Annotated in this window: 26 protein-coding genes; 15 read left to right on the top strand and 11 right to left on the bottom strand. The window is 69.0% G+C overall.

The features are described from left to right. The first annotated feature begins 8 nt into the window (after window positions 1-8). From OC550_RS10440 to OC550_RS10410, 7 genes are all read left to right on the top strand, one after another. On the top strand, window positions 9-1,337 hold the full coding sequence (locus OC550_RS10440; RefSeq protein ID WP_262105721.1) for an MFS transporter: 1,329 nt from the start codon (window positions 9-11) through the stop codon (window positions 1,335-1,337). A 34-nt stretch (window positions 1,338-1,371) separates the two neighbouring features. Then, window positions 1,372-2,865, top strand: a complete 1,494-nt coding sequence (locus OC550_RS10435) for an aldehyde dehydrogenase family protein (protein WP_262105720.1) — start codon at window positions 1,372-1,374, stop codon at window positions 2,863-2,865. Between the two features lie 129 nt (window positions 2,866-2,994). Then, window positions 2,995-3,663, top strand: coding sequence for a tRNA (adenosine(37)-N6)-threonylcarbamoyltransferase complex dimerization subunit type 1 TsaB (gene tsaB / locus OC550_RS10430; RefSeq protein ID WP_262105719.1), 669 nt, complete (start codon window positions 2,995-2,997; stop codon window positions 3,661-3,663). Between the two features lie 44 nt (window positions 3,664-3,707). Then, window positions 3,708-4,247 (top strand): ribosomal protein S18-alanine N-acetyltransferase, encoded by a 540-nt coding sequence (gene rimI, locus OC550_RS10425; RefSeq protein WP_262106313.1) that lies wholly within the window; start codon window positions 3,708-3,710, stop codon window positions 4,245-4,247. Continuing rightward, on the top strand, window positions 4,244-5,311 hold the full coding sequence (tsaD, locus tag OC550_RS10420) for a tRNA (adenosine(37)-N6)-threonylcarbamoyltransferase complex transferase subunit TsaD (RefSeq protein WP_262105718.1): 1,068 nt from the start codon (window positions 4,244-4,246) through the stop codon (window positions 5,309-5,311). The genes rimI and tsaD overlap by 4 nt, the downstream gene beginning before the upstream one ends. 27 nt (window positions 5,312-5,338) lie before the next feature. Continuing rightward, a complete protein-coding gene (locus OC550_RS10415) occupies window positions 5,339-5,599 on the top strand; it encodes a hypothetical protein (RefSeq protein ID WP_262105717.1) in 261 nt (86 codons plus the stop codon). A 128-nt stretch (window positions 5,600-5,727) separates the two neighbouring features. Continuing rightward, window positions 5,728-6,027, top strand: a complete 300-nt coding sequence (locus tag OC550_RS10410; protein ID WP_262105716.1) for a hypothetical protein — start codon at window positions 5,728-5,730, stop codon at window positions 6,025-6,027. A 25-nt stretch (window positions 6,028-6,052) separates the two neighbouring features. Here OC550_RS10410 and OC550_RS10405 read toward each other — a convergent pair whose 3' ends face one another. Both OC550_RS10405 and OC550_RS10400 read right to left on the bottom strand, forming a co-directional pair. Further along, the gene (locus tag OC550_RS10405; protein ID WP_262105715.1) at window positions 6,053-6,586 is read right to left on the bottom strand and encodes a flavin reductase family protein; all 534 of its coding nucleotides are present in this window, start codon (window positions 6,584-6,586) and stop codon (window positions 6,053-6,055) included. Window positions 6,587-6,604: 18 nt separating this feature from the next. Further along, window positions 6,605-7,750 carry a glutamate--cysteine ligase gene (locus OC550_RS10400; protein ID WP_262105714.1) on the bottom strand — a complete coding sequence of 382 codons (1,146 nt, stop codon included), beginning with the start codon at window positions 7,748-7,750 and terminating at the stop codon, window positions 6,605-6,607. 117 nt (window positions 7,751-7,867) lie between these two features. On the opposite strand from OC550_RS10400, the gene OC550_RS10395 reads away from it, so the two are divergent. After that, on the top strand, window positions 7,868-9,508 hold the full coding sequence (locus OC550_RS10395; RefSeq protein WP_262105713.1) for a glycoside hydrolase family 3 N-terminal domain-containing protein: 1,641 nt from the start codon (window positions 7,868-7,870) through the stop codon (window positions 9,506-9,508). 48 nt (window positions 9,509-9,556) lie between these two features. Here the strand turns inward: OC550_RS10395 and OC550_RS10390 are convergent, their stop codons facing one another. Genes OC550_RS10390 through OC550_RS10380 form a run of 3 tightly spaced genes read right to left on the bottom strand, consistent with a single transcriptional unit; the run spans window position 9,557 to window position 13,134 of the window. Then, entirely contained in the window at window positions 9,557-10,807 is a 1,251-nt protein-coding gene (locus OC550_RS10390) for a class I SAM-dependent methyltransferase (RefSeq protein ID WP_262105712.1), read from the bottom strand. A 51-nt stretch (window positions 10,808-10,858) separates the two neighbouring features. Further along, on the bottom strand, window positions 10,859-12,442 hold the full coding sequence (locus tag OC550_RS10385) for a DUF6297 family protein (RefSeq protein WP_262105711.1): 1,584 nt from the start codon (window positions 12,440-12,442) through the stop codon (window positions 10,859-10,861). Continuing rightward, entirely contained in the window at window positions 12,439-13,134 is a 696-nt protein-coding gene (locus tag OC550_RS10380) for an ABC transporter ATP-binding protein (protein ID WP_262105710.1), read from the bottom strand. The genes OC550_RS10385 and OC550_RS10380 overlap by 4 nt, the downstream gene beginning before the upstream one ends. An 86-nt stretch (window positions 13,135-13,220) precedes the next feature. On the opposite strand from OC550_RS10380, the gene OC550_RS10375 reads away from it, so the two are divergent. After that, window positions 13,221-13,820, top strand: a complete 600-nt coding sequence (locus tag OC550_RS10375; protein WP_262105709.1) for a maleylpyruvate isomerase family mycothiol-dependent enzyme — start codon at window positions 13,221-13,223, stop codon at window positions 13,818-13,820. Window positions 13,821-13,862: 42 nt separating this feature from the next. Here OC550_RS10375 and OC550_RS10370 read toward each other — a convergent pair whose 3' ends face one another. Continuing rightward, window positions 13,863-15,017, bottom strand: a complete 1,155-nt coding sequence (locus OC550_RS10370; protein ID WP_262105708.1) for a sulfite oxidase — start codon at window positions 15,015-15,017, stop codon at window positions 13,863-13,865. 31 nt (window positions 15,018-15,048) lie between these two features. Then, window positions 15,049-15,759, bottom strand: a complete 711-nt coding sequence (locus OC550_RS10365; RefSeq protein WP_262105707.1) for a Crp/Fnr family transcriptional regulator — start codon at window positions 15,757-15,759, stop codon at window positions 15,049-15,051. A 157-nt stretch (window positions 15,760-15,916) separates the two neighbouring features. On the opposite strand from OC550_RS10365, the gene OC550_RS10360 reads away from it, so the two are divergent. Further along, complete coding sequence (locus OC550_RS10360) at window positions 15,917-16,294, top strand: VOC family protein (protein WP_262105706.1); 378 nt, start codon at window positions 15,917-15,919, stop codon at window positions 16,292-16,294. A gap of 65 nt (window positions 16,295-16,359) precedes the next feature. Here OC550_RS10360 and OC550_RS10355 read toward each other — a convergent pair whose 3' ends face one another. Genes OC550_RS10355 through OC550_RS10340 form a run of 4 tightly spaced genes read right to left on the bottom strand, consistent with a single transcriptional unit; the run spans window position 16,360 to window position 20,149 of the window. Next, window positions 16,360-17,118, bottom strand: coding sequence for an ABC transporter ATP-binding protein (locus OC550_RS10355; protein WP_262105705.1), 759 nt, complete (start codon window positions 17,116-17,118; stop codon window positions 16,360-16,362). After that, entirely contained in the window at window positions 17,115-18,131 is a 1,017-nt protein-coding gene (locus OC550_RS10350; protein ID WP_262105704.1) for an iron chelate uptake ABC transporter family permease subunit, read from the bottom strand. The genes OC550_RS10355 and OC550_RS10350 overlap by 4 nt, the downstream gene beginning before the upstream one ends. Beyond that, the gene (locus tag OC550_RS10345; protein ID WP_262105703.1) at window positions 18,115-19,146 is read right to left on the bottom strand and encodes an ABC transporter permease; all 1,032 of its coding nucleotides are present in this window, start codon (window positions 19,144-19,146) and stop codon (window positions 18,115-18,117) included. The genes OC550_RS10350 and OC550_RS10345 overlap by 17 nt, the downstream gene beginning before the upstream one ends. 58 nt (window positions 19,147-19,204) lie before the next feature. After that, entirely contained in the window at window positions 19,205-20,149 is a 945-nt protein-coding gene (locus OC550_RS10340) for a siderophore ABC transporter substrate-binding protein (protein ID WP_262105702.1), read from the bottom strand. A 213-nt stretch (window positions 20,150-20,362) separates the two neighbouring features. On the opposite strand from OC550_RS10340, the gene OC550_RS10335 reads away from it, so the two are divergent. From OC550_RS10335 to OC550_RS10315, 5 genes are all read left to right on the top strand, one after another. Further along, on the top strand, window positions 20,363-21,070 hold the full coding sequence (locus OC550_RS10335) for an alpha/beta fold hydrolase (RefSeq protein ID WP_262106312.1): 708 nt from the start codon (window positions 20,363-20,365) through the stop codon (window positions 21,068-21,070). A 173-nt stretch (window positions 21,071-21,243) separates the two neighbouring features. Beyond that, complete coding sequence (gene groES / locus OC550_RS10330) at window positions 21,244-21,540, top strand: co-chaperone GroES (protein ID WP_262105701.1); 297 nt, start codon at window positions 21,244-21,246, stop codon at window positions 21,538-21,540. A 58-nt stretch (window positions 21,541-21,598) separates the two neighbouring features. After that, the gene (groL, locus tag OC550_RS10325; RefSeq protein WP_262105700.1) at window positions 21,599-23,206 is read left to right on the top strand and encodes a chaperonin GroEL; all 1,608 of its coding nucleotides are present in this window, start codon (window positions 21,599-21,601) and stop codon (window positions 23,204-23,206) included. Window positions 23,207-23,450: 244 nt separating this feature from the next. Then, complete coding sequence (guaB, locus tag OC550_RS10320; RefSeq protein ID WP_262105699.1) at window positions 23,451-24,956, top strand: IMP dehydrogenase; 1,506 nt, start codon at window positions 23,451-23,453, stop codon at window positions 24,954-24,956. Between the two features lie 128 nt (window positions 24,957-25,084). Next, window positions 25,085-26,224 (top strand): GuaB3 family IMP dehydrogenase-related protein, encoded by a 1,140-nt coding sequence (locus tag OC550_RS10315; protein WP_262105698.1) that lies wholly within the window; start codon window positions 25,085-25,087, stop codon window positions 26,222-26,224. Window positions 26,225-26,235 lie beyond the last annotated feature (11 nt).

The following is a 26,235-nucleotide window of genomic DNA, read 5'->3' as shown; positions in this document are numbered from 1 at the left end:
TGTCATCCATGAAGAACCCAGCCGCCCATCCGGGCACGGCCTCGGCGGCCAGCAAACGACGCTTCCTGATCAGAATGGTCGCCGTTCTGATCGGCGGCATGGTCCTGGACGGCTACGTCCTCGGCATCATCGGACCGGTAGCGGGGACGATGGCCGAGGACCTGCAGCTCACTCCCTATTGGCAGGGTCTCATCGCTGCGGCCGCTCTGATCGGCATCCTGATCGGCTCACCTCTGGGCGGTATGGCCGCGGACAAGTGGGGCCGTAAGCAAATTTTCATGTTCGACGTCGGCCTGTTCGCCGTCGCGTCGGGAATGCAGTTCTTCATCGACTCACCGGTGTGGCTCATCGTGGTGCGGCTGCTGATGGGCATCGCCATCGGCACGGAGTACGCGGTCGGCTGGCCACTGATGGCTGAGTTCTCGCCCACCCATCTGCGGGGGCGGCTCATGGCCGCCATGGGCATCGCCTGGTACGGCGGCTTCATGATCGCGTTCCTGACCGGCCATCTGCTCAACGAGTACACCGACCTCAGCTGGCACTTCATCCTAGGTACCAGTACCTTCATCGCGGTGGCCCTGTTCCTGGCCCGGCTGGGCCTGCCCGAGTCGCCGCGCTGGCTGTGGAGTGTGGGCCGCAAGGACGAGGCCCGCGCCCTCGCGGCAAAGTACATGCCGGACGACGCGCTCGACGACGTCCAGCATGAGGATGTCCGCAAGGGCAGCTTCGGGATGCTGTTCTCCAAGGAACACTGGCGCTCCACCCTGTTCATCTCAGGCTTCTGGTTCTGCGCCGTGACACCGTACTTCGCGATCGCCACCTTCGCCGACAGCGTGCTGCAGCAGTACGGCCTCGCCGGCGGACTGGCCGGCGGAGTCGGGCTTTCCGCCGTCGCCCTGGCCGGGGTCGTGGTGACGTTCCTCCTGATCGAAAAAGTCGGCCGCCGAGCATTGACCGTCCCGCCGCAGTGGCTCTGCGCTGCCGTCCTCGCGATCATCGGGCTGTGGGCCGGAGCGCCGGCGCCCGTCGTGCTCATCCTCTTCCTGGTGTTCTCATTCTTCAACGCCGGATACAACACCTTGACCAACGTCTACCCGGGCGAGGTCCTCCCGACCGAGATCCGATGCATCGGAACCGGATTTGCGGCCGCCGTCAGCCGGGTCGGGGCGGGCATCGGAATCTTCCTGCTGCCGATGTCGATGGAGAGCCTCGGGGCCGGTCCCACCATGCTGATCGCCGCCGGTGTCGCCCTCGCCGGTGCCGGGCTTTCCCAGTGGCTGGCTCCGGAGACGAAGGGGAAGACCCTCACCGAAGCGGCCGCCGGATACTCACACTAACGACGGCGCCAACGACAAGACCCAAGGAGAAACCATGACCACTTCAGATACAGCCCTGTTCACCGTCCGCAGGGCGCAAGCCGCGCTGGCGCCGTCACTCCCTCCGTTCGGCCAGTTCATTAATGGTGAGTTCGCCGACCCGAGTTCGGCTGCGACCATCGGCGTGGAGAATCCAGCCACCGAAGAGATCCTCATGCAGGTTCCCGAAGGTTCCATTGAGGACGTCGACGCCGCCGTCGCTGCCGCCGTAGCGGCCAAGGCGCTTTGGGCGGCGAAGACCCCCAAGGACCGTTCGGCAGTCCTGCTGCGCATCGCGGACATCATCGAGGCCAACCGGGGACTCCTCGAAACCCTCGAAGCGGCCAACACCGGGAAGCCGGCGGCCGTGGCCGAAGACGATATCTCGAGCGCGATCGACACGTTCAGGTTTTCCGCCGGCGCCGCCCGTGCCTTCACCACGCTCGGCGCGGACGACTACGCGGAAAACCACACGTCGGTGATCTTCCGCGAGCCGGTGGGGGTCGTCGGGGTGATCATGCCCTGGAACTACCCGCTGCTGATGGCCGCCTGGAAGATCGCGCCGATCCTGGCCGCCGGCAACACGATGGTGCTCAAGCCGTCGGAGCAGACGCCGTTGACCACGCTCAAGCTGGCGGAGCTCATCGCCACCGAGGTCCCCGCCGGTGTCCTGAACATCGTCACCGGGTCCGGGCGCATCGTGGGAAACCGGGTATCGGAGCACCCGGACGTCGACCTCGTCGCCATCACCGGAAGCGTGGGCAGCGGACAGAAGGTGGCCGCGAACGCAGCTTCCACGGTGAAGCGCGTGCATCTGGAACTGGGCGGCAAGGCGCCCGTTGTCGTCTTCGAGGACGCCGACCTGGCAGCCGCCGCCAAGGGGGTGCGCGAGGCCGGGTTCTGGAACGGCGGGCAGGAATGCGGCGCGGCGTGCCGGGTCCTCGTCCACGAGTCGGTCGCGGAGAGGTTCACCCAACTGCTCGTGCGTGAGGTCAGCGACATCTCCCTCGGTGCCCCCGGGGCGGGCGACGACGTCGAAATGGGTTCCATGATCTCGGGTGCGCATTACGAGAGGGTGCTGGCTGCGCTGGACGACATCCGCAAGGACGGCCTGACCATCGCCGTCGGCGGCAACGCCGTGGAGGGACCGGGCTACTTCATCGAACCCACCGTCGTCACCGATGTTCCTGCCGGCGCCGCGGTCACGAGTACGGAGATCTTCGGCCCGGTCGTGTCGGTGGAGACCTTCAGCACCGACGAGGAGGCCATCACCCGGGCCAACGAGACCCTCTACGGGCTGGCCGCCTCGGTGTGGACCACGAACGCGGCCCGTTCGCTGTCCGTCCCGCGCCGGCTGGACTTCGGCACGGTCTGGGTCAACTCGCACCTCGTCATCGCCAACGAAGCGCCCTGGGGCGGGTTCAAGGGTTCCGGCTACGGCCGGGACCTCTCGCTCTACGCCCTGGAGGACTTCTCCCGCACGAAGCACGTCATGTACAACCGCGGCTGAGGGAACGAAGGGACTGGGCCTGGTGTTGCACCGGGCCCAGTCCCTTCGGCTTTCCCTGGTCCCTCCGGCGGAGGAACCCCGCGACGCGTGCCGGACAGGGCAGGCGCCGTAACCGCGTAAAATGGTGGGGTGCTGATCCTCTCCATTGATACCTCCGCCATCGCCAGTGCGGCCTTGCTGACCGGAGAGGGAGAGACCGTCGGGACATTTGCCACCGAGGACACGCGGACCCACGCCGAGGTGCTGGCGCCGGGCATCCACGGGATCCTCACCGCGGCCGGCGTGACCGGGACGCAGCTGGACGCGCTGGTGGTAGGCGTCGGACCGGGGCCGTTTACCGGCTTGCGCTCCGGCATTGCGACGGCGCGCTCGCTGGCGTTCGCCTGGAACAAGCCGCTGCACGGAGTGATGAGCCTGGACGCCATCGCCGTCGACGCGGCGCTGGATGCGTGGCGGTTAGGCGTGGACGAGTTCATCGTGGCGACGGACGCCCGGCGCAAGGAAGTTTATTGGGCCCGCTACTTCAGTACCGGCGGCACGCATCAGCTGATCGACGGACCGCATGTCTCGCCTCCGGCCGATGTTCCGGAGCTGCCCGCCTACGGGAGGGGCGCCGGTCTCTACCCGGAGCTGCTCCGGGCCGTCCCCGACTTCGCCGGCACCCAGCCCACCGCCGAAGCGCTCGGCCGCACCGCCGTCGTCAACCTGGTCCGGGGACTGCCGCTGCTGGACACGACCCCGCTCTACCTGCGCGAGTCCGACGCCAAGGTGCCCGGGCCGAGGAAGCGGGCGCTGTGAACGCCGCCCCCAACACCGGGACCGGGGTCGGCCGCATTCGGACGATGACCGGCTCGGACCTTGCCGCCGTGGAGGAACTCGAGCGCGCGCTCTTCCCGCTGGATGCGTGGCCGCTGCAGATGTTCGAGGACGAACTTGCGCAGCCCGAGACCCGCAGCTACTTCGTCGCCGTGGACGCGCTGGACCGTGTGGTCGCCTACGCCGGGCTGATGTGCATCGAACCGATCGCCGACGTGCAGACCATCGCGGTGGTGCCCGAGCGGGAAGGCCAGGGGATCGGGACGCAGCTGCTGACCCTGCTCATCGAAGAGGCGGGCCGGCGCAAGGCGAAGGACGTGCTGCTGGAGGTCCGCGCGGACAACCCGCGGGCGCAGCGGCTCTACCGCTGGTTCGGTTTCGAACAGATCCACGTCCGGCCGCGCTACTACCGGGACGGTGCGGACGCGCTGATCATGCGGCTGGAACTGGCCCGCTGGGCGGGGGCACCGGGTGCTGGCGCAGAGGCCGGGCCGGTGGCGCAGACCGGGCGCGCCCAGCAGACGGAGCCCGCCCAACAGACCGACGAAACGGAGGATGCCCGATGAACCGCAGCGAGCCATTGGTGCTCGGCATCGAGTCGTCCTGCGACGAGACCGGCGTCGGGATTGTCCGCGGTGACACGCTGCTGACCAACACCGTGTCCTCCTCCATGGACGAGCACGTGCGCTTCGGCGGCGTCATCCCTGAGATCGCCTCGCGGGCCCACCTGGATGCCTTCGTGCCGACGCTGCAGCAGGCCCTGGACAGCGCCGGCGTGACGCTCGACGAGGTGGACGCGCTCGCCGTGACCTCAGGGCCGGGCCTGGCCGGCGCCCTGATGGTCGGCGTGTGCGCGGCCAAGGCGCTCGCGGTCGCCACGGGCAAACCGCTCTTCGCCATCAACCACCTCGTGGCGCACGTGGGCGTGGGCCTGCTGGACGGCGGCGCATTGCCGGAAAACCTCGGCGCGCTGCTGGTCTCCGGCGGCCACACCGAGATCCTGCGCGTGAAATCCATTACCGACGACGTCGAACTGCTCGGCTCCACGATCGACGACGCCGCGGGCGAGGCATACGACAAGGTGGCCCGGATCCTCGGGCTCGGCTACCCCGGCGGCCCGGCGATCGACAGGCTGGCGCGCGAGGGAAACCCGAAGGCCATCCGCTTCCCGCGCGGCCTCAGCCAGCCCAAGTACATGGGCACGCCCGAGGCCCCGGGCCCGCACCGCTACGACTGGTCCTTCTCCGGGCTGAAGACAGCGGTGGCGCGCGCCGTCGAGCAGTTCGAGGCAGCCGGCCAGGAGGTCCCGGTGGCGGACATCGCGGCATCTTTCCAGGAAGCCGTGGTGGACGTGATCACCGCCAAGGCCATGCTCGCCTGCACGGAGAACGGCATCAGCAACCTGCTGCTGGGCGGGGGCGTCGCCGCCAACTCGCGGCTGCGCGCGCTGACGGAGGAACGCTGCGCGGCCAACGGGATCGCCCTGCGGGTGCCGCCCATCAGCCTCTGCACGGACAACGGCGCGATGGTGGCGGCGCTGGGCGCCCAGATCATCATGGCCGGGGGAGAGCCGTCCGGCATCGCGTTCGCGCCGGACTCCTCCATGCCGGTCACCAGCATCCACCTGTAGCCGGCAGCTGCTGCTAGGCTCCGCAGCATGACCTTCCTCCGCCGCCGGCCGGACCTGATCCTCGTGCTGGCGGGCGTCCTGCTCGTGATCGCCGGGGTCGCCATCTACCTGACCTCGCCGGACCACGACTTCGGCTTTGTCATGGGTGCGCCATTTAACCTTCTGCAACTCCTGTCCGGCCAGCAGAAGACCGGGCTGGCCGTCGGCGGCGCCGGCGCGCTGCTGCTGGCCTTCGGCGCCGGCACGGGACTGGGTCTGCGCCTCGCCCGAGCCACCAAACTGGATTGACTTCACGGCTGCGCTGCTACCAGCGTTAAACTGGCTGGAATCGCAGTAGGCGGTGCGCCGCTTTCGCGGCCGTCGATGGCGGCGCCGCCCTGTCGCGGGACCTGACCGGTAACCGAAGGGACAAGCCCATGTTTACCCTGCAGATAGAACACCAGGTACGAGACTTCGGGATGTGGCAGGAGGCGTTCGATCGCGACCCGCTGAACCGCGCAGGTTCGGGTGTCCGTTCCTACCGGATTTACCGTCCCGTCGGCCGGAATGACTATGTGATGCTGGAGCTCGACTTCGAGACGCAGGAAGCGGCCGTGATGTTCCTTGCCCGGCTTGAGGAAGAGGTCTGGAAGCTAGAGACCGTTGCGCCGGCCCTGGCCGGGGTCCCTGAAACCAGGGTTCTGGAGACGGTGGCAAACGAGACCGTTGTGTGGTGAGCAGGGGACGTACGGCAGCCGCCGGTCAGGTCCTGGTGCGCAGGAGGGACCAGTCGTCCAGGGCGTAATACGTTCGGCGGCGGTACACCAGCGGCGGGGCGGACGAGCCGCCGTCGATCACCTGTTGGACCTGGGCGGCCAGGACGACGCCGGTTCCGGCGGCCATGCGGTCAAGCGGCCGGCACAGCAGCACGGTTCCGACGCCGCGGATGACCGGTTCCCCGGTCGGCGCCGTAAACCAGTCCATGTCGAATCCGAAGCGGCGCGAACCGGGCGTCGAGAAAAGTTCCGCGAGCCGGCGGTTGGCGGTCGTGAGCAGATGGACGGCCAGCGCTTCACCGGCCAGCAGGGCTGCGCCGGATTCAGTGCCGGGGGCGATGGAAACCGCCAGCACCGGCGGTTGCGCGGACACGGAAATCACGGAGGATGCGGTAATCCCCGCCGGCCCGTCCGGCCCCGTCGCGGTGACGATCGCGACGGCCGCGGGATGGTCCGAAAAGGCCGTACGAAAGGCCGCGGAAAGGCCCGCTGGCCCGGAGTCTTGCGGAGTTGGCCCCATTCTGGCTCCTTCCTGAGCCTAGCCTTCGCGCATCTGCCGGACCGCGTCGAGGACGACCGCACGCAGATCGCCGTCGTTCTCCGCCGCGACCCGCCGCTGCCGCTGGTAGCCGGCACCGCGCTCGATGATCTTCTCCACGTCCGCCAGTTCGTTGCTGCAGCCGAGCTTGCGGGCCACGGGCTCCAGCCGGTTGAGCACGTCCTCGCGCAGATGGTCGGTGACAAGCTTCTCGCGGCCGGCGCCGTCCAGGATGACGATCGCGTCCAGTCCGTAGCGGGCGGCCCGCCACTTGTTCTCCTGCACGTGCCAGGGCGGCATGGTCGGGATGGCCCAGCCCTCGTCCAGCACGGTGGAGAACTCGTCCACCAGGCACTGCGTCAGCGCGGCGATGGCGCCGACGTCCTGCAGCGAGGACATGCCGTCGCAGATGCGCATCTCAATGGTGCCGAGCAGAGGCACCGGCCGCACGTCCCAGCGGATCTCGCTCAGCGTGTCGATCACCCCGGTGGTGAACATGTCCTGCACGTAGTCTTCGTAGTTCGCCCACGCAGGGAACTGGAACGGCAGCCCGGCGGTGGGCAGCTGCTGGAACATCAGCGCGCGCTGCGAGGCGTACCCAGTGTCCTCGCCGCCCCAGTAGGGCGACGACGCGGACAGCGCCTGGAAGTGCGGGAAGTAGTTGACCAGGCCGTCGAGGACCGGCAGTGCCTTGTCCCGGTGATCCAGCCCCACGTGCACGTGGACGCCGTAGATCACCATCTGCTGGCCCCACCACTGGGTCCGGTCGATCAGCTTGGCGTAGCGCTCCTTGTCCGTCACGCGCTGGGATCTGGGTGCGGCGAACGGGTGGCTGCCTGCGCAGAAGAGCTCGATCCCCATCGGATCCGTGACCTCGCGCACGGACGCCATGCCGCTGGCCAGCTCGTCCTTGGCCTGCTCCACGGAGGTGCAGATCCCGGTGACCAGCTCCACCGTGTTGAGCAGCAGCTCCTGCTTCACATGCGGATGCTCATCGTCATCCTTCAGGTCCGGGTGGTTCCGCGTGAGCTCGCTGAGGACCTCCTTGGCCGCGGACACGAGCTCGCCGCTCTGGGCGTCAACCAAGGCGAGTTCCCACTCGACGCCGAGGGTGGACTGCGCCGAATGCGCGAAATCAATGTTCAAACCGGCTCCTGATCTGCTGCGTTGTCGTCCGGCAGGCTGCGCCGGACCGGTGTTTCCGGCACGCAGCGCTGCGGCGGAGGACCTACCTCGATTCTACGCAGTGGTACGGTCGGGTACGTGAAATTGCTCGGTTCCCGCCGCCTGGCGTTCGGCATGCTGGCGGCCTCGTCCCTGCTGCTGGCCGCCTGTACCACCGCACCGCCGGCACCACAGGACGGAACCGGTGCCCCGCCGTCGTCCGCGTCCGCTACCCCTACAAAGGACGCCGCGCTCTCCTGGGGGCCCAGCCAGCAGGATTACGACGACGCCGCTGCCGCCGTCTCCGCGATGAGCATCGCCGAAAAGGCGGGGCAGGTGATGGTCGCGTTCTACGCGGGCACCGACCCCGGGCCGCAGGTGGAAGCGATCAAGAAGCTTCATCTGGGCGGCGGCATCATCATGGGCGACAACGTCCCGACGGCGCCCGACGGCACCGTGGACGTAGCGGCGATGACCGAGGTCAACAAGACGCTCCAGGACGCGATGTTCGACGGCCGGGACTGGCCCGGCATCATCTCCGTCGACCAGGAGGGCGGCGTGGTGTCCCGGCTGCGGGCGCCGCTGACCGAGTGGCCCACGCCCATGACTTACGGAGCCGCCGCGGACAAGGACGTCTCGCGGGATTCGATGGCTGCCATGGCGACGGAGTTGTCCGCGCTCGGCTTCACCATGGACCACGCCCCCAGCGTGGACCTGACCATCGGCCCGGCCGACCCGACCATCGGGGCGCGCTCGCTCGGCAGCGACCCGGCGCAGGCATCGGCGCAGGTCCCGGCCCTGCTCGAAGGTTTCGAGAGCGCCGGGGTGCTGCCCAGCGTCAAGCACTTCCCGGGGCACGGCTCGGTGACCACGGATTCCCATCTGGACCTGCCGGTCCAGGACGCCCCGCTGGCCGAGCTGAAGGCGCGCGACTGGAAGCCGTTCCAGGCGGCTGTTGATGCCGGGGCGCCGGTCATGATGATGGGCCACATCGCCGTGAACGCGCTGGAACCAGGCGTCCCGTCCTCGCTCTCGGCGCCCAGCTACAAGGCGCTGCGCGGGCTCGGCTTTGAAGGCGTCATCGTCACGGACGCGCTCAACATGGGCGCCGTGGAGAACGCCTACCCCGGCGGGCAAGCGGCACCCATGGCGCTCGCCGCCGGCGCGGACCTGCTGCTGATGCCCACCGACGTCTATGCCGCGCACGCCGCCATCCTCGCCGCCGTGGAGGACGGCACGCTGAGCGAGGAGCGGCTGGACGAGGCCGCGACGCGCGTGGTCACCCTGCAGCTGTGGCAGAAGTCGATCGCGCAGGTGGCCTCCCTCGAAGAGGTCGGCACGCACACCGCCGGGGCCGAGGCCGCCTCGGCCGCCGCCCTGACGGTCCTGACCGGCCAGTGCAAGGGCGGCCAGGTCGACGGCGCGCTGACCATCCAGGGAGCGGACCCGGCCGCCAACGAGCGCCTGGCCGAGGCCGCGCGCTCCCGCGGGCTGCAGGTCGGTTCCGGACCGGTGGTGACGCTGCTGGCCGGCCGGGAATCCGGCGCCGGCGACGTGGTCGTGTCCCTGGCGGAGCCGTGGGGCCTGGAGCTGTCGCAGGGCAAGACCAAGGCTGCGCTGTACGGGGACACCCCGGCGGCCTTCGACGCGCTACTGGACTACCTGACCGGCGAGGCCGGCGCGCCCGGCAAGCTGCCGGCAGACGTCGGAGAATTCAAGGCCGGTGCCGGCTGCCCCTGAGCCGACGACAGGGCCGCCACGAACAGCCCCGACCGCCGCTGAGCCGTCTTACGGCCTGACGGCGCGGCTCCGGCTGCGGTGGCCCGATCCCGGCACCGGCTCCACAACAATGGCCACCCGGTCCTCGCCGATCCGCGTGAGTACCAGCGTCGCCTTGTTTGGTCCTTTGCCGGAGCCGGTCAGCAGTGTCTTGCGCAGCTCCTCCGGTGTGACCGAGGTGCCGCGCTTCTTGATCTCCAGCGTGCCGATCCGGTTGGCCTTCACCCAGGCCTTGAGCTTCTTGACGTTGTAGTGGCGCACCTCGAGCACCTTGTAAGCACGGGCAAACGGCGACTCGATGAGCTCGGGCGCGCAGAAGTAGGCGATGTGCTCGTCTAGCAGGTGCCCGTTCAGCTGCCGGGCCACGTCCGCCACCAGGCCGGCCCGGATGACGGCGCCGTCCGGCTCGTAGAGGTAGCCCTCGGCCGGGCCCAGCTCCACATCCTGGTTGGCCGGATCGAAGTCAACGCCGCTGGTGATTTCCGCCGAGCCGCCGTGTCCGATCACCAGCGCCGCGCGCCGCACGCCGGGACGGGCCAGCGCGTTGAACCAGAGCGCCGCCTCGGTCACCTCGCCGTCCACCGAAACCCACTGCGCCTCGCAGCCGGCCGGGAGCGCCTCGTGCGGAATGCCCGGCCCCATCTTCACACCGACCGGCAGATCCCGGTCGGCCAGCTGTTCCACGAAGGACAGCGGCGGGGAAAACGCCTCCGGGTCGAACAAGCGGGTGGTGCCCGACGTCGTCGTCGTCCTCCTGGCCGGATCCAGCCAGACGCCGTCGACGCCGGTCAAATCCACGTCCTGCGCCTCCGCGTTGACCACGGTCGCGTTCGGCCAGGGCATCAGGTTGATCGTCGCCACCGCGGCGGTGGTCTCATCGCGTTCGACGGCGGTGACCCGGCGTTCCAGCGTGGCCAGGGCCAGCGCGTCCGCGCCGATCCCGCAGCCCAGGTCCGCGACGTGCTCGACGCCGGCCGCGACGAAGCGCTGTGCGTGCAGGGCCGCGATGTTCAGGCGGGTGGCCTGTTCCAGCCCGGCCTGGGTGAAGAGCATGTTGGAGGCAAACGGGCCGAACTTGGCCTCCGCCTTGCCGCGCAGCTTGGACTGGGTCAGCGCCGCCGAGATGAGCTCGGGGGAGTGGCCGGCCTTGCGCAGCTCGGTGCTGGTCTTCAGGCTGTCGGCCTCGGAATAGGGGCCCAGGGAGTTGAGCAGCTCCCATCCCGCGGGCGTGAGAATGGGTGCAATGTTCTCCGAAGCCATGGATTCAAGCCTAGTCCAGCCGACGGGGCCCGGCTGCCACGGGTAGGCCGCCTAGCCGGTCCGGGTGCCGCGCCACAGGCAGAATCCGCTGCAGGCCAGCTGGAGCAGGACGAGCCACCAGCTCAGTTCGCCGGTGAGGATCGCCGCGACGACGGGCAGCATGGCCAGGAAGGTAAAGTCCGACCCGGCCAGATACGAGGTGATAGCCCTGGCCGCCAGATAGTTCCACGGCACGGCGGCCGGATCCGTCCAGGCCGGTCCCGCCCGGTAGGCGCCCCGCATGGCGGCACCGGCAAGGCCGATGGCAGCGACGGTGCCGAGGGCCAGGGACTGGGGGCCGGTCGCGCCCATGGCCAGAAGCGACCCGAACGCGATAGCCGCCCAGGCCACCAGGAGCACGGCGGGCAGCATGGCGTGGGCGAGCCGGGCTCCGGCCTTGCTGATCGGCAGGCCGGCTTCCAAGGCCGGCCGGGCGGCCCAGCTTCTGGCTGCCGACGACGCCCCGGCGGCGGCTATGCCGGAGCTGACGAGGAGCGCCACGCCCACCAGCACGGCGCTGCCGGCACCGGCGATGTTGGCGACGGCAGCCGGCAGAAGTCCGCAGAGGAGGATCCAGCCGATCCTGGCCGGTGCGCGCAGGAACACCAGGGCGTCCGCCTCGACCAGGATCCGGAAGGCGGAAGCCGGCTTCCTTGACGGGGCGAACCACGACTTCGCCTTCGCATCGGGCGCTAGGACACTGCGGAGACCGCCGACGTCGCCGAAATAGAAGGCGGCCGAGGCCTGGCCGGCGGCCTGCCCGCTGGCCACCAGCTCGTGAGCCGGCAGCCGATCGAGCAGCATCACGATCGCAACTGCCCCTGCCAGGACCAGGACTGCCAGGGCGGCCAGCGGCCATGCCGCACCGTGGAGCACCAGCAGCGGCCACGACGACGGCGAAAGCAGGAGCACGGAGTCCATCCAGTCCGAACGCGCGGCGTGGGCGGCCAACGGCGTGGGCGCGACCAGCAGCACGGCGGTCACCAGGGCCGACAGCAGCCAATGGGCGGGCCGCTGCAGCCGCGACAGCTGGATCAGCGCGCCGGCGAGGAAGAGGGCGGCGCCCAGCCCGGCAGCCGCAAGGCAGCCGAGGACAACGGAAGCGAGACCGTGCTCAGGATCCGCGAGTGCCGCCACCGGGACGAAGACCAGGCCTGCGGCGGCCGATGCCCTCGCCAGCCCGGCGGCAGCGGGCCAGGCCAGGACCTTCCGGCGATCGACGGGCAGCCCGAGCCACCAGTGGGCCTGCGCCGGCGTCGCGTAGACCGGTCCCACGCGCAGGAACAGCTCCAGCGCCGCCGCTGCCGCGCACAGCAGCGCCAGGCGGACGGCAACCGCCCCGGTCAGCTGCGTGTCGCCGGATGAAAGCTGCCGCGTCAGAGTGGCACCGGATTCGACCAGCAGCCCCTCAAGCAGGCCGTTCAATACGGCGCCGGCGTAGGCGAGCGCCACTGCTGCTGCGAGCAGGATCTGGTAGGCATCGCCGAGGCTCTCCGCCGTGGTCCTGGCCGGGTGCCTCCGCACCGCCGCCCGGGTGAAGGCCAGGGGATCGAAGCCGGACGGCCGGTCCAATTCCCCGACCGCGGCCGGCCTCACGCCGACATCATCCCGGCCGCCTGCCCGGGAGCCACTTCGACCGTCTCCTCGCCGACCAGTACGCACCGGTCCGCGGCGGCAGCCAGGAAGCCGGGATCATGGGTCGCCATCAGCACTGCGGACCCGGCATCGACGCGCTCGCGGATCCGCTCCGCCAGCCGGCCCCGCATGCCTTGGTCCAGGCGCTGTTCGGGCTCATCGAGCACCATCAGCGAGAACGGGCGGATAAACGCCGAGGCCAGCAGCAGCCGGCGGCGCTGGCCGGACGAGAGCTCATCCGGCAGCGCATGGCGGCGTTCGGCCAGCGCGAAGAACTCCAGTTCATGTCCGACGGCGGTGTCCGGGTCCCGTACCTGGTGGCCGCGGGCGGTCATCAGCAAATGCTCGCCGGTGGTCAGCGAAGGGAAGAACGCGTCCTCGTCGGGAACGGCCGCGACGGCCCGCCGGTACGCGAGGCTGCCTTCAGCCACGGGAGATCCGTTCAGCCGGACGGAACCTGCCACCGGAGCCTGGCGGCCGCTCAGCGTCCTGATGAGCGTGGACTTGCCCGTCCCGTTGGCGCCGATGAAGGCCAGCGACTCGCCGCCGTCGAGCCTGACGGTCAGGCTGCCGCAGACCGCGGTGCCCCCGTAGCCGGCCGCCAGGGCGTCGGACTCCAGCAAAGGTGCGGAGCGGTTGGGAGACGGTGGCACGGGCTCAGTCCTCTCGCGCAGGGGCAGTCAAAGCCAGCATAGGCCCGTTCGTCCGCGAGGCGGCCGGGCATGGGTAGCATGGCCTCATGATTCCTGGGGCAGCAACGTATCTGGCGGCCGGCCGGCACTTCCGCGGAGTTTTGGCGCAGGTCCCGCCGGACGGCTGGGACAAGCCCGGGCTGGGGGAGTGGAGCGTCCGGACCCTGGCTGGCCATACCAGCCGGGCGCTGGTGACCGTGCTGACCTACCTGCAGCGGCCCGCGGAGAAGATCGACATCGCGTCGCCGGCCGCCTACTTCGTCGGGCAGGATTTCAACTCTTCGCCGGGCGTGACCAACCGTGCCATCGCCGCCGGACAGGATCTGGGGGCGTCGCCGGTGGAGGCTGTGGAGCGGCTCCTCGCACAGGTGGGGCAGGTCCTCCCCGCGGTTGACGACCGGGTCATCGAGACCATCGCGGGCGGCATGCGCCTCAGCGATTACCTGCCGACCAGGATCTTCGAACTGGCGGTGCACAGCGTCGATCTCGCAGCGGCCTGCGGCATCCCGACGTCGCTGCCGGCGGACGTCGAACTCTGCGCCGCGAAGCTCGCCGTCGAGATCGCGGTCGCCCGCGGCGACGGCAGCAGACTGCTCTCCGCCCTCACCGGACGGTCGGCCCTGCCCGCCGGGTTCTCGGTGGTGTAGCGGGCCTCCGCGCCCGTGTACCCGCTTCCGGTTCCAGGGGTTCTAGGGGAAGGCGGTTCCGTCGGCCAGGCTGGGCCGGACCGTGACCTCGATCCGCTGCACCGCGTTGTTGCCCATGCCCTGGTAGTTCCACTCCGGCTCGAGGGGCTGGATGTTCCCGGCCGTGTCCTCGGCCCGGCACATCAGTTCGTGGGTACCCTCGGAGGCGACCCACGGGAAGGTCCAGCGCCGCCACGCGTACCGGTCCACCGCCGGCTCCAGATGCGCCCGGAACCACATGCCGTCGATCCCGACCGAGACGGCCGTGACCGCGCCGTGCCCGGACCAGGCCCGCCCCTCCAGGACGGCCGGTCCGGCAGCGAGGACGCGGCGCCGGGTGGCGAAGTCCGCCTCGCCCGGCGGAACCATCAGGGCCCGCACCCGGATGCGCGAGACCCGCGTGCCCGGATCCTCCGCGTCCTGCTGGAACCGGTACGCGACGCTCTGCTGGAAGCCCTCGAACGGCGTCGTTACCGCCTCGATGCTGCGCAGCCATTTGACGCTGGTCATCCCGTACCAGCCCGGCACCAGCAGCCGGAGCGGGAAACCGTGCTGCGGCATCAGCGGCTGGCCGTTCATCTCGTAGGCCAGCAGCACATCGTCGGAGGCGGCCACCTCCACCGGAAGGCTCCGGGCATACGGTTGCTCGAGGCCACCCTGGAAGCCGCGGTCCTCACCGGTGAAGACCAGTTCCACCGCGCCCGGCTCGAGCCCGGCCTCCGCCAGCAGGCCGGACAGCGGCGTACCGGTCCAGACGGCGTTGCTCACTCCGCCCAGCACCCACGGCTGGCTCACCGGCCGCGGCTTCAGCAGCGAGCGGCCGTTGCCCGCACACTCCAACGTCACGTCCAGTGTCCGCCGCTCCCGTGCCCGGAGGTCGTCGAGGCCCAGCTGCAGTTCGCGGTGCACCGCGCCGTGCAGCCGCAGCGACCAGGTCTCCGGGTCGACCGCCGGGACGTCCCAGTGGATGACCAGGTAATGCATGCCCGCGGGCGTGGCGTACCAGCGGAGCATCTCCAGCGGCATGGCGTGGTTCCGCGATGCCAGCAGGAGTTCATCCTCGGTGATCAGGCCGGTGCTCGGCTCCGCCGGATGCGGCGAGGGCGCCTTCTCCTGCGCCGAACGTGCTTGCCCGGAACGTACTGCAGTCTTTTTCATGCCTACAGTGTCGTCCCGCCGCGGCCGGCGGTCAGGAACCTGTGTTCCACCTGCTCAGTTCCATCAGCCGCTCGGGTTCCAGTAGCACGATCCGGTCCCGTTCGGTCCGCACAATCTGCTCCTGCCGGAACTCGCGCAGCACCCGCACGATCACCTCCCGCGCGGTCCCAGCGGCCTCCGCCAGCCCGCGCTGGCCGGTGGTCACCACCAGTTCGTGGCCCGGCCCGGCGGGTTCGGGATGCGCCAGGTCGAGCAGGTGGCGGGCGACGCGCTGCCGCACGGAGGTGAAGGCCGTGCCGGCGATTTCCGCCATGAACTGCAGGGCGCGCTCGCTGAGTTCCTGCAGCAGCGCCTCGGCCACGTGGCCGTCGTGCCGGGCGGCGGAACGGACGACGGCGGGGGAGAGCCGGTGCACCTTCAGCTCGGTGAGCGCCAAAACCGTCGCCGGCATGGTGAAGCCGTCGGTGAAGAGGGAAACCACGCCGACCAGGGCGCCCGTCCGGCAGTAGCGGACCGTGGCGGTCCGCCCGTCCGGCGCCATGACGAAGACCTTGGCCAGCCCGGAGACGACCAGCTCCAGATGGGCCATCGGATCGCCCTCATGGTGCGTGACCGATCCGGCCGGCACCACCGCCGCGGCGCTGCCGGCCATCACTCGCGCGAGCGAGTCCTGGGGCAGCGGAGCCAGGTGCGAGGCGGCAAGGGCCAGTTCCAGGTCCGTTCTTGGGACTGACGCATTCATCGCAGGCCTCCGGTCCGCCGCTTCCTGGCGCCTTCTCCCATGGTAGGACCGCGGCCCGGCGCGGGCGACGCCGCAGAGGCCCCTCCGCGCCTCTGGCCCGGTTGGGCGACGCGTGCCAAGGTGGAGGGAAGCCACCCGATTAACGAAGGGGAATCCGATGTTTGCAGCAGCGCGCGCCATGAGCGGCTTCAGCGTCAACGACATCGCGGCAGCCAAGGAGTTTTATGGCGAGGTCCTGGGGCTGGACGTGAACGACGGCGAAATGGGCACCCTGGGCCTCACCCTGCCGGGAGGCGCGGAGGTGCTTGTCTACCCGAAGGACAACCACGAGCCGGCCAGCTTCACCATCCTGAACTTCCTGGTCGACGACGTGGACGCGGCCGTCGAGCAGCTGAACGGCAAGGGCGTCCGGACGAAGATCTACGACGATCCGCAGCTGCCCACGGACGCGAAGGGCATCATGCGCGGGAACGGGCCGGACATCGCCTGGTTCAAGGATCCGGCCGGCAACGTCCTCTCGGTACTCAGGGCCTGAGCCGGGCGGCGCCCGGGTGACGGCCGCCCGAAACCCGGCGCGCCGCCGTCGTACTTCATGGGCGCTCAGGCGAAGTAGACGCCGATCCGGTTCCCGTCGATCTCCTCGATGCGGATGTCGATCTCGTAGACATCGCGCAGCACCTCCGGCTGCATGATCTGGGCCGGCGGCCCCTGGTGGATCAGGCGGCCCTGCCGCATCGCGACGATGCTGTCGGAGTAGCAGGAGGCGAAGTTGATGTCGTGGATGACCAGCACCACCGTCTTGCCCAGCTCGTCCGTCAGCCGGCGCAGCAGCCGCATCATCTCCACCGAGTGCTTCATGTCCAGGTTGTTCAGCGGCTCGTCCAGCAGCAGGTAGTCCGTGTCCTGCGCCAGCACCATGGCGATGAACGCGCGCTGGCGCTGGCCGCCGGAGAGCTCATCCACGAACTTGTCGGCGATGGCGGACAGGTCCAGGTACTCCAGCGCCTGGTCGATGTGGACCTTGTCGGCGGCGGTGGGCCGGCCGTTGTTGTGCGGGAAGCGGCCGAAACCGACCAGGTCCCGGACGCTCAGGCGCACGGTGAGCTGGTTCTCCTGCCGGAGGATGGCCATCTTGCGCGCCAGCTGCTTGCTGTCGGTGGCGGTGACGTCCAGCCCGTCGATGCTGACGCTGCCGTTGTCCATGGGCAGCAGGCGGCTCATCATCGACAGGAGCGTGGACTTGCCCGCGCCGTTCGGCCCGATGATGGAGGTGATGCCGCCGTCTTTGATGTAGCAGCTGACACCGTCCACCACGGGCTGGCCGCCGTAGCGCTTGGAGACGTCGGAGACGTGGATCATTTGACGGAGCCTTTCAGTAGCAGGGCGATGAAGACGATGCCGCCCACGAATTCGATGACGATGCTCAGCGCGGTGTCGAAGGCGAAGACCCGCTCCAGCACCAGCTGGCCGCCGACCAGCGCGATGACGCCCAGCAGCACCGCGATCGGCAGCACGTAGGCGTGCCGGAAGTGGCTGCACAGCTGGTAGGCCAGGCTGGCCACGAGCAGGCCGAAGAACGTGATCGGGCCGACCAGCGCGGTGGAGACCGCCACGAACACGGCGCAGATGACCAGCACCGAGGTGACGGACCGCTTGTGGTCCACGCCCAGGTTGAGCGCCATGTCCCGGCCGAGCGAGAGGACGTCCAGCTGGTGCCGCATTCGCCAGGCCAGCCCGCTCACCGCGGCCACGGCCGCCACGGAAACCAGCAGCAGGAGGCCGTCCACGTTGTTGAAGCTGGCGAAGAAGAGGTCCTGCAGGATGATGAACTCGCTGGGGTCGATCAGTCGTTGCAGCAGCGACGAGATCCCGCGGAACATCACGCCGAACACGATGCCGACCAGCAGCATCAGGTGCAGGCTCTTGCCGCCTCCGGTGAACAGCCAGCGGTAAAGCAGGAAGGAGAAGCCGACCATCAGCCCGACCTCGATCACGAACCGTGCCGGGGCGCCGAGGCTCAGCAGCGCCTGGCCGCCGATGGCGAAGGTCAGCGCGGTCTGGATCAGCATGTAGAGCGCGTCGAAGCCCATGATCGACGGAGTCAGGATCCGGTTGGACGTGACCGTCTGGAAGAGCACGGTGGAAACACCGACGGCGTACGCCACCAGCAGCATCGAGCCCACCTTGATCGCGCGGCGGGGGAGGATGTAGCCGATGTTGCCGCGCAGGTCGATCAGCATGAACGTCGCGACCAGGGCGGCGGCCAGCACGGAGAGCAGGATGATCCAGGTCTTCGGTGCCAGCGATTTCAGCGGGCGGCGGGTGTGCTGGGTGAGGGCGGCGGGAAGCTGCGTGCTAGCCACGGCGTTCACGCTTGCGCAGCAGGAGGCAGAGGAACAGGACGCTGCCGATCGCGGAGACCACCACGCCGACCGGGATCTCGTACGGGAAGCGGATGGTCCGGCCGATGATGTCGCAGGCGAGCACGAAGCCGGCGCCGAACACGGCGACCCACGGCACCGAGCGCCGCACGTTGTCGCCGAAGGCCAGCGACACCAGGTTCGGGACAATGAGGCCCAGGAACGGAATGCTGCCAATGGACACAACGACGACGGCACTGATCAGGGAGACGATCACGAGTCCCGTCATCATCACCTTGTTGTAGTCCATCCCCAGGTTCGTGGAGAACTCCTGGCCCATCCCGGCCATGGTGAAGCGGTCGGCGCACAGGTAGCCCACGACCGTCAGCACGGCCACGATCCAGAGCAGCTCGTAGCGGCCGCGGAGCACGCCGGAGAAGTCCCCGATCATCCAGCTGTTGAGGGTCTGGAGCAGGTCGAAGCGGTAGGCGAAGAAGGTGGTGACCGAGGCGATCACGCCGCCGAGCATGATGCCCACGAGCGGCACCAGCAGGGTGTTGCGCAGCGGGATCCGGCGCAGCACCAGCAGGAAGAGGCCCGTGCCCAGGGCGGCGAACACGGCGGCCACCGACATTTTGGTCAGCAGCGCGGCGCCGGGGACGGCGATGGTGACGACCAGGATGCCCAGCGACGCCGACTCCACGGTTCCCACGGTCGAGGGCTCGACGAACTTGTTCCGCGCCATCAGCTGCATGATCAGACCGGCCACGCTCAGGGCCATGCCGGCCAGGACCACGGAGATGGTGCGCGGAACGCGGCTGATCCAGAAGATGTCCCAGGCCGTCTGGTCACCGGCCATCAGGGCGGGCAGCGAGACGTCGGAGACGCCGACGAACATGCTGACGATCGCCAGCGCCGCAATCGCGGCGCCGGCACCGATCAGCTGGCCGCCGGAGCCGCGCGGGCGTGTCCGGGCGGCCCGCTCGGCTGCTGCCGGGGCCATCTGGGTGATCGTTGAGGAAGCCATAGTGCCTGCCTGCGCTGCCGGGGCTCCCAGTGGAGGGGGCCCCGGCGGCGGAAGCGTCCTACGCCGCGACGGCTTCCTGCACGGCGCCGACCATGGCGTCGACGTTGTTCAGGCCGTAGCCCACCAGGTACCAGGAGCTCGAGTCGAGGTAGGTGATGCTGTCGTTCTTGGCGGCGTCCGTGCCGTCGACCAGCTCGTTGTCCAGCACCGCGGAGGCGGCCTGGCCGGCCTCGCCGGTGGCGGCGTCTCGGTCGATGACGAACAGGTGCGCCGGGTTCTTCTCGGCGATGTACTCGAAGGAGATGGCCTCGCCGTGCGTGCCCTCGGACTTGACGTCGGCTGCCGTTTTGACGCCGAGGACGTCGTGGACCAGCCCGAAGCGGGAGCCCGCGCCGTAGGCGGTCAGCTCGCCGCCGCTGGTCATCACGATCAGGCCGGTGCCGGCGTCTGCGGCGGCTGCCTTGGTTTCCTCGATGCGGGCGTCGAGGGCCGCCAGCTTCTCGTCGGCCTCGGCTTCCTTGCCGAAGATCCCGGCCAGCGTCTCGGTGTTCTGCTTGAAGGACTCCATCGGCTTGGCCATGTCGACGCTCACGTCGATGGTCGGGGCGATCTTGCTGAGCTCGGGGTAGGCCTCGGCGGTGCGGCCGGAGATGATGATCAGGTCGGGCGCGCCCTCGCTGATGGCTTCGAAGTCCGGCTCCTTCATGGAACCGATCTTGGTCACGGAATCCTCGCCGTACTTGGCGAGGGACTCGGGGAAGACGGCCTGCGGGACGCCGTCGACCTCGACGCCCAGTGCATCGAGCGTGTCCAGCGCACCCAGGTCGAAGCTGTAGACGGTCTCCGGGTTGGCCGGAACCTCGGTGGTGCCCTGGGCGTGCTCGACAGTGATCTTGTCGCCCTCGGCGCCGCTGGCCTCCGAGGTCTGGCCGCAGGCGCTCAGGGCCAGCAGCGATGCCGCGGCGGTGACCGCCAGCAGACGGGACTTCACTGTCGAGTTCATATCAGACTCCAAATATCATGGGAGCCGGAGGCTACCGTTGCCTCCGGCAATAGGACACATAGTTGTTGGCTAATTGTGCGCGCCTTTGCACACTAGCGGTTAGGTTAGCCTTACCGCAAAACGGCGGCCCGGTCCGAGTCGTTCCGTGACGCATCAACAGTGGGGGAAGCTTTGTACGTGGAGCACGCTGGCCGGAGGGACGGACCTGCCCTGATGCTCCTGCATGGCGGTGGCGTGGCGGGATGGATGTGGCGCCGCCAGGTGCAGCAGTTCTCCGCCGGATTCCGGATTATCGTGCCGGACCTGCCGGGCCACGGCCGGAGCTCTACCGACGCCTTCACCACCATCCGGCGCACCTCGGACGAGTTGGCCGGCATCCTGGCAGCACTCCGGACGGAGCAGGATGCCCCGGTCACGGTTGTCGGGTTCTCGCTCGGCGCGCAGATCGCCGTGGACCTGGTCGGGCGGAACCCGGGACTGGTGGACAGAGCGGTGATCGTCAGCGCGCTGGCCGTCCCCCTCGCCTTGGGTGCGGCCGCAGCACGTGCGGCGGGATGGCTGATGCCGCTGGCGCGTGCCCGCTGGTTCGCGCGGCTGCAGGCGCGGGCCCTCTGCCTGGGCGACGAGCTGTTCGAGGACTACCTCCGCACTACGCGGGCCATGAGCGGCCGGACGCTGCAGGCCGTGCTCCGCGAAAACGCCCGCTTCGCCCCGCCGGAAGGCTGGCGCAATGCCGGGACGCGGGCCGCCGTCGTCGTTGGCCGGCAGGAGAAGGCGGTGATGCGCCGCTCCGCACGGCTGCTCGCGGACACACATCCGGACGCCACGCTGTGCATGGTTGAGGGCGCCGGCCACGGCCTGCCCCTGCAGGACCCGGAGCGCTTCCGCGCGATCCTGGAACGGGCGACGGCGGCCGCGTGACGCCCGTTGGCACTCGCCTTGACCGAGTGCTAACTCTCCGAATAGAGTCAGCATTAGCACTCTCACCCTATGGGTGCCAACCTTTCAAGGAGCCTTCTGCCGGCACCGCGACGACGGTGGAAAAGTCCTTGGCCAACGTACCTATTCGTAGCTTATGCAAAGGAGAGAGCCGAGTGTCGGTCTCCATCAAGCCTCTTGAGGATCGTATTGTCGTCCAGCCGCTCGAAGCCGAGCAGACCACGGCTTCCGGCCTGGTCATCCCGGACACCGCCAAGGAAAAGCCGCAGGAAGGCAAGGTTGTCGCGGTTGGACCCGGCCGCGTTGACGACAACGGCAACCGCGTCCCGGTCGACGTGACCGAAGGCGACGTCGTCATCTACTCCAAGTACGGCGGAACCGAAATCAAGCAGGGCGGCCAGGAATACCTGGTTCTGTCCGCGCGCGACGTCCTGGCGATCGTCGTCAAGTAAGTTTTCCGATGACCCCGGCCAGGCAACTGGCCGGGGTTTTCTCGATCAAGGAGATCACATGGCAAAGCAGCTGCAGTTCAACGACGCTGCCCGCAAAGCCCTGGAAGCCGGCGTTGACAAGCTGGCCGACACCGTCAAGGTGACCCTCGGCCCGCGCGGCCGCAACGTCGTACTGGACAAGAAGTGGGGCGCCCCCACCATCACCAACGACGGCGTGACCATCGCCCGCGAAGTCGAGCTCGAGGATCCGTACGAGAACCTCGGCGCGCAGCTCGCGAAGGAAGTGGCGACCAAGACCAACGACGTCGCCGGCGACGGCACCACCACCGCCACGGTCCTGGCCCAGGCACTCGTCAAGGAAGGCCTGCGCAACGTTGCCGCGGGCGCTGCCCCCGGCGCGCTGAAGAACGGCATCGAGGTCGCCGTCGAGGCGGTTGCCGCCCGCCTGCTGGAGAACGCCCGCGAGGTTGAGGGCAAGGTGGCCGAGGTCGCCACCATCTCGGCCCAGAGCCCGGAAATCGGCGAACTGCTGGCCAAGGCTTTCGAGCAGGTCGGCAAGGACGGCGTCATCACCATCGAAGAGGCCTCCGGCCTGCAGACCGAGCTGGTCCTCACCGAGGGCATGCAGTTCGACAAGGGCTACCTCTCGCCGTACTTCGTCACCGACGCCGAGCGCCAGGAAGCCGTCCTCGAGGACGCGCTCATCCTGATCAACCAAGGCAAGATCTCCTCGGTACAGGAATTCCTGCCGCTGCTGGAGAAGGCCCTGCAGGCCGGCAAGCCGCTCTTCATCATCGCCGAAGACATCGAAGGCGAAGCCCTGTCCACCCTCGTGGTGAACAAGATCCGCGGCACCCTGAACGTGGTCGCCGTGAAGGCCCCGGGCTTCGGCGACCGCCGGAAGGCCATGCTGCAGGACATCGCGACGCTCACCGGAGCGCAGGTTGTCTCCCCGGACCTGGGCCTCAAGCTGGACCAGGTCGGCCTGGAGGTGCTGGGTTCGGCCCGCCGGATCACCGTCACCAAGGACAACACCACCATCGTCGACGGAGCCGGCTCCGAGTCGGATGTGGCCGACCGCGTGGCCCAGATCCGTGCAGAGGTCGAGCGCACCGACTCTGACTGGGACCGCGAGAAGCTGCAGGAGCGGCTGGCCAAGCTCGCCGGCGGCATCGGCGTGATCAAGGTCGGCGCCGCCACCGAGGTCGAGATGAAGGAAAAGAAGCACCGCATCGAGGACGCCGTCTCCTCCACCCGCGCTGCCCTCGAGGAAGGCATCGTGGCCGGCGGCGGAACCGCCCTCGTCCACGCCTCCCAGGCCCTGGACACCGATCCGAAGGTCCTCGCCCTCGAAGGGGACGCCGCGACCGCCGTCGGACTGGTCCGCCGCGCCCTGGTCCAGCCGCTGCGCTGGATCGCCGAGAACGCCGGCTACGAAGGCTACGTCGTGGTCTCCAAGGTCGGCGAGCTCGAGGTCAACAAGGGCTTCAACGCCGCCTCCGGAGAGTACGAAGACCTGGTCGATGCCGGCGTCATCGACCCCGTCAAGGTGACCCGCTCGGCGCTGCGCAACGCAGCGTCGATCGCGGCCCTGGTGCTCACCACCGAAACCCTCGTCGCGGAAAAGCCCGCCGACGAGGACGAGCACGCCGGCCACAGCCACTAGGGCCGGGACAGGCGTTTCGGGCATTCCGGAACACAGCGGAGGGGATCCGGCTTCGGCCGGGTCCCCTCCGTCTATTTTGGCGGTCAGAGCCGACGGCGGCGAGTAACGTCGGCCACATATCCGTCCGCACGAAATAGAGGAGGGTCGTGAATGGTTCTAGGATGTACCTACACACCCAAACCATCCCGGCCGCTGCCTCCGTTCGAGATTCCCGCTGCGCCGGCGTGTCGCGAAAGGCCCGAGAGTGTCTGAAGAATTCAACCCGTTCGCCTTTGAGGGCCTGACTTACGACGACGTCCTGCTGCTCCCCGGCCCGACGGACGTGATCCCCTCCGAAGCCGACACCAGTTCCCGGCTGTCGAAGCGCATTACTGTGCAGACGCCGCTGCTGTCCGCGGCGATGGACACCGTGACGGAGTCGCGCATGGCCATCGCCATGGCGCGCCAGGGCGGGTTGGGCGTGATTCACCGCAACCTGTCCATCCAGGACCAGGCCGAGCACGTTGACCGCGTCAAGCGCAGCGAATCCGGCATGATCACCAATCCGGTGACCATCGCCCCCGAGGCCACGCTGGCCGAACTGGACGACCTGTGCCGCAACTACCGTGTCTCGGGCCTGCCCGTCGTGGACCCCAACGGGAAGCTGCTGGGCATCTGCACCAACCGCGATACCCGCTTCGTGCCGAAGGCCGACTATGACACGGTCAAGGTCGACGAGGTCATGACCCGCATGCCGCTGATCACCGGACATGTGGGCATCAGCCGCCCCGAGGTCATCGACCTCCTCGGCAAGAACCGCATTGAGAAGCTCCCCCTCGTCGATGACGACGGCATCCTCCGAGGGCTGATCACCGTCAAGGACTTCGACAAGGCCGAGCAGTACCCGCTCGCCACGAAGGACGAGGAAGGCCGCCTGCGCGTCGGCGCGGCCATCGGCTTCTTCGGCGACGGCTACGAACGCGGCATGACCATGATCGACGCCGGCGTCGACGTGCTCGTGGTGGACACCGCCAACGGCCACAGCCACGGCGTGCTGGACATGATCGCCCGGCTCAAGAAGGACCCCGCGGCCGCGCACGTGGACATCATCGGCGGCCAGGCGGCGACCCGCGAAGGCGCACAGGCCCTGATCGATGCCGGAGCGGACGCCATCAAGGTGGGCGTAGGCCCCGGCTCCATCTGCACCACCCGCGTGGTGGCAGGCGTCGGCGTTCCCCAGGTCACCGCGATCTACGAGTCCGCCAAGGCCGCCATCCCCGCCGGCGTCCCGCTCATCGCCGACGGCGGACTGCAGTACTCCGGCGACATCGGCAAGGCCCTCGTGGCCGGCGCCGACACCGTGATGCTCGGCTCGCTGCTGGCCGGTGCCGCGGAAAGCCCGGGCGACCTGGTCTTCATCAACGGCAAGCAGTTCAAGGCCTACCGCGGCATGGGCTCGCTCGGGGCCATGCAGACCCGCGGCAAGAACACCTCCTACTCGAAGGACCGCTACTTCCAGGCGGACGTGCCCGACGACGAGAAGCTCATCCCCGAAGGGATCGAAGGCCAGGTTCCGTACCGCGGCCCGCTCTCCGCCGTCGCGCACCAGCTGGTGGGCGGCCTGCGCCAGACGATGTTCTACACCGGTGCCCGCACCATCGAAGAGCTCAAGGCCAAGGGCAAGTTCGTGCGGATCACCTCCGCCGGGCTCAAGGAGTCCCACCCGCACGACATCATGATCACGGCCGAGGCGCCGAACTACCGGCGCTGACCCCAGCCTCTCTCCGCGGCGGCCCTGGCACTCTGCCAGGGCCGCCGCGGCCGTTAACGCAGGGTGCGGCTGTCCGCATCCGCCCCGGCCAGCGGGGCGCACGCGCGCCGGTGGGATAACCTAGAGCCGTGACTTACGAGATTGAAATTGGCCGTGGCAAGCGTGGGCGTCGTGCCTACTCCCTCGACGATGTGGCGATCGTCCCGTCCCGCCGGACCCGCGACCCCAAGGACGTCTCGGTCAAGTGGCAGATCGACGCCTACGAGTTCGAGATGCCCGTCCTGGCAGCCCCGATGGACTCCGTGATGTCCCCGGCTACCGCCATCGCGATGGGCCGGCTGGGCGGCCTCGGCGTGCTGAACCTGGAAGGACTGTGGACGCGGTACGAGGACCCGCAGCCGCTGCTCGAGGAAATCGCCGGCCTCAGCGAGGACAACTTCAGCCCGGCCGCGACCGAGCGGATGCAGGAAATCTACAACGCCCCGATCCAGCCCGAACTGATCACGTCGCGGCTGGCCGAGATCCGGGAAGCCGGCGTTACGGTGGCCGGTTCGCTCACGCCGCAGCGCACCCAGGAGTTCTACAAGACCGTCCTGGCCGCCGGCGTCGACATCTTCGTCATCCGCGGCACCACCGTTTCTGCCGAACATGTCTCGCGCGAACATGAACCCCTGAACCTGAAGCAGTTCATCTACGAGTTGGACGTCCCGGTCATCGTCGGCGGCGCCGCCGGCTACACCCCGGCGCTGCACCTGATGCGCACCGGCGCGGCCGGCGTGCTGGTCGGTTTCGGCGGCGGGGCAACAACGACGACGAGGCGCGCCTTGGGGATCCACTCGCCGCTCGCGTCGGCCATTTCGGATGTCGCTGCGGCGCGCCGGGACTACATGGACGAGTCCGGCGGACGGTACGTGCACGTGATTGCCGACGGCGGACTGGGCAGCAGCGGGGACATCATCAAGGCCGTCGCGATGGGCGCGGACGCCGTCATGCTCGGCGCCACGCTGGCCCGGGCGGAAGAGGCGCCGGGCCATGGCTGGCACTGGGGCCAGGAAGCCCACCACCACGAACTTCCGCGCGGCGACCGCGTGCGGATCGGCACTGTCGGTCCGCTGGAGGAAGTGCTTTACGGGCCCTCGCACCACACCAACGGAACGTCCAACATTATTGGTGCGCTGCGCCGTTCGATGGCCACCACGGGCTACTCTGACCTGAAGGAATTCCAGCGGTGCGAGGTTGTCCTGGCGCCGTACCAGATCAACGACTGACCTTCGGAGGA

It is taken from the genome of Arthrobacter sp. Marseille-P9274 (genome assembly GCF_946892675.1).
GTDB lineage: Bacteria > Actinomycetota > Actinomycetes > Actinomycetales > Micrococcaceae > Crystallibacter.
Note: the sequence above shows the minus strand (reverse complement) of the source record. Positions and strands in the feature narration are given on the sequence as shown.

What these genes read in the sequence shown, in the direction of transcription:
- OC550_RS10440 (WP_262105721.1), top strand. Translation starts at nt 9, where the DNA reads ATGAAGAACCCAGCCGCCCATCCGGGCACGGCCTCGGCGGCCAGCAAA.
- OC550_RS10435 (WP_262105720.1), top strand. Translation starts at nt 1,372, where the DNA reads ATGACCACTTCAGATACAGCCCTGTTCACCGTCCGCAGGGCGCAAGCC.
- rimI (WP_262106313.1), top strand. Translation starts at nt 3,708, where the DNA reads ATGACCGGCTCGGACCTTGCCGCCGTGGAGGAACTCGAGCGCGCGCTC.
- tsaD (WP_262105718.1), top strand. Translation starts at nt 4,244, where the DNA reads ATGAACCGCAGCGAGCCATTGGTGCTCGGCATCGAGTCGTCCTGCGAC.
- OC550_RS10415 (WP_262105717.1), top strand. Translation starts at nt 5,339, where the DNA reads ATGACCTTCCTCCGCCGCCGGCCGGACCTGATCCTCGTGCTGGCGGGC.
- OC550_RS10410 (WP_262105716.1), top strand. Translation starts at nt 5,728, where the DNA reads ATGTTTACCCTGCAGATAGAACACCAGGTACGAGACTTCGGGATGTGG.
- OC550_RS10405 (WP_262105715.1), bottom strand. Translation starts at nt 6,586, where the DNA reads ATGGGGCCAACTCCGCAAGACTCCGGGCCAGCGGGCCTTTCCGCGGCC.
- OC550_RS10390 (WP_262105712.1), bottom strand. Translation starts at nt 10,807, where the DNA reads ATGGCTTCGGAGAACATTGCACCCATTCTCACGCCCGCGGGATGGGAG.
- OC550_RS10375 (WP_262105709.1), top strand. Translation starts at nt 13,221, where the DNA reads ATGATTCCTGGGGCAGCAACGTATCTGGCGGCCGGCCGGCACTTCCGC.
- OC550_RS10370 (WP_262105708.1), bottom strand. Translation starts at nt 15,017, where the DNA reads ATGAAAAAGACTGCAGTACGTTCCGGGCAAGCACGTTCGGCGCAGGAG.
- OC550_RS10365 (WP_262105707.1), bottom strand. Translation starts at nt 15,759, where the DNA reads ATGAATGCGTCAGTCCCAAGAACGGACCTGGAACTGGCCCTTGCCGCC.
- OC550_RS10360 (WP_262105706.1), top strand. Translation starts at nt 15,917, where the DNA reads ATGTTTGCAGCAGCGCGCGCCATGAGCGGCTTCAGCGTCAACGACATC.
- OC550_RS10355 (WP_262105705.1), bottom strand. Translation starts at nt 17,118, where the DNA reads ATGATCCACGTCTCCGACGTCTCCAAGCGCTACGGCGGCCAGCCCGTG.
- OC550_RS10345 (WP_262105703.1), bottom strand. Translation starts at nt 19,146, where the DNA reads ATGGCTTCCTCAACGATCACCCAGATGGCCCCGGCAGCAGCCGAGCGG.
- OC550_RS10340 (WP_262105702.1), bottom strand. Translation starts at nt 20,149, where the DNA reads ATGAACTCGACAGTGAAGTCCCGTCTGCTGGCGGTCACCGCCGCGGCA.
- OC550_RS10335 (WP_262106312.1), top strand. Translation starts at nt 20,363, where the DNA reads ATGCTCCTGCATGGCGGTGGCGTGGCGGGATGGATGTGGCGCCGCCAG.
- groL (WP_262105700.1), top strand. Translation starts at nt 21,599, where the DNA reads ATGGCAAAGCAGCTGCAGTTCAACGACGCTGCCCGCAAAGCCCTGGAA.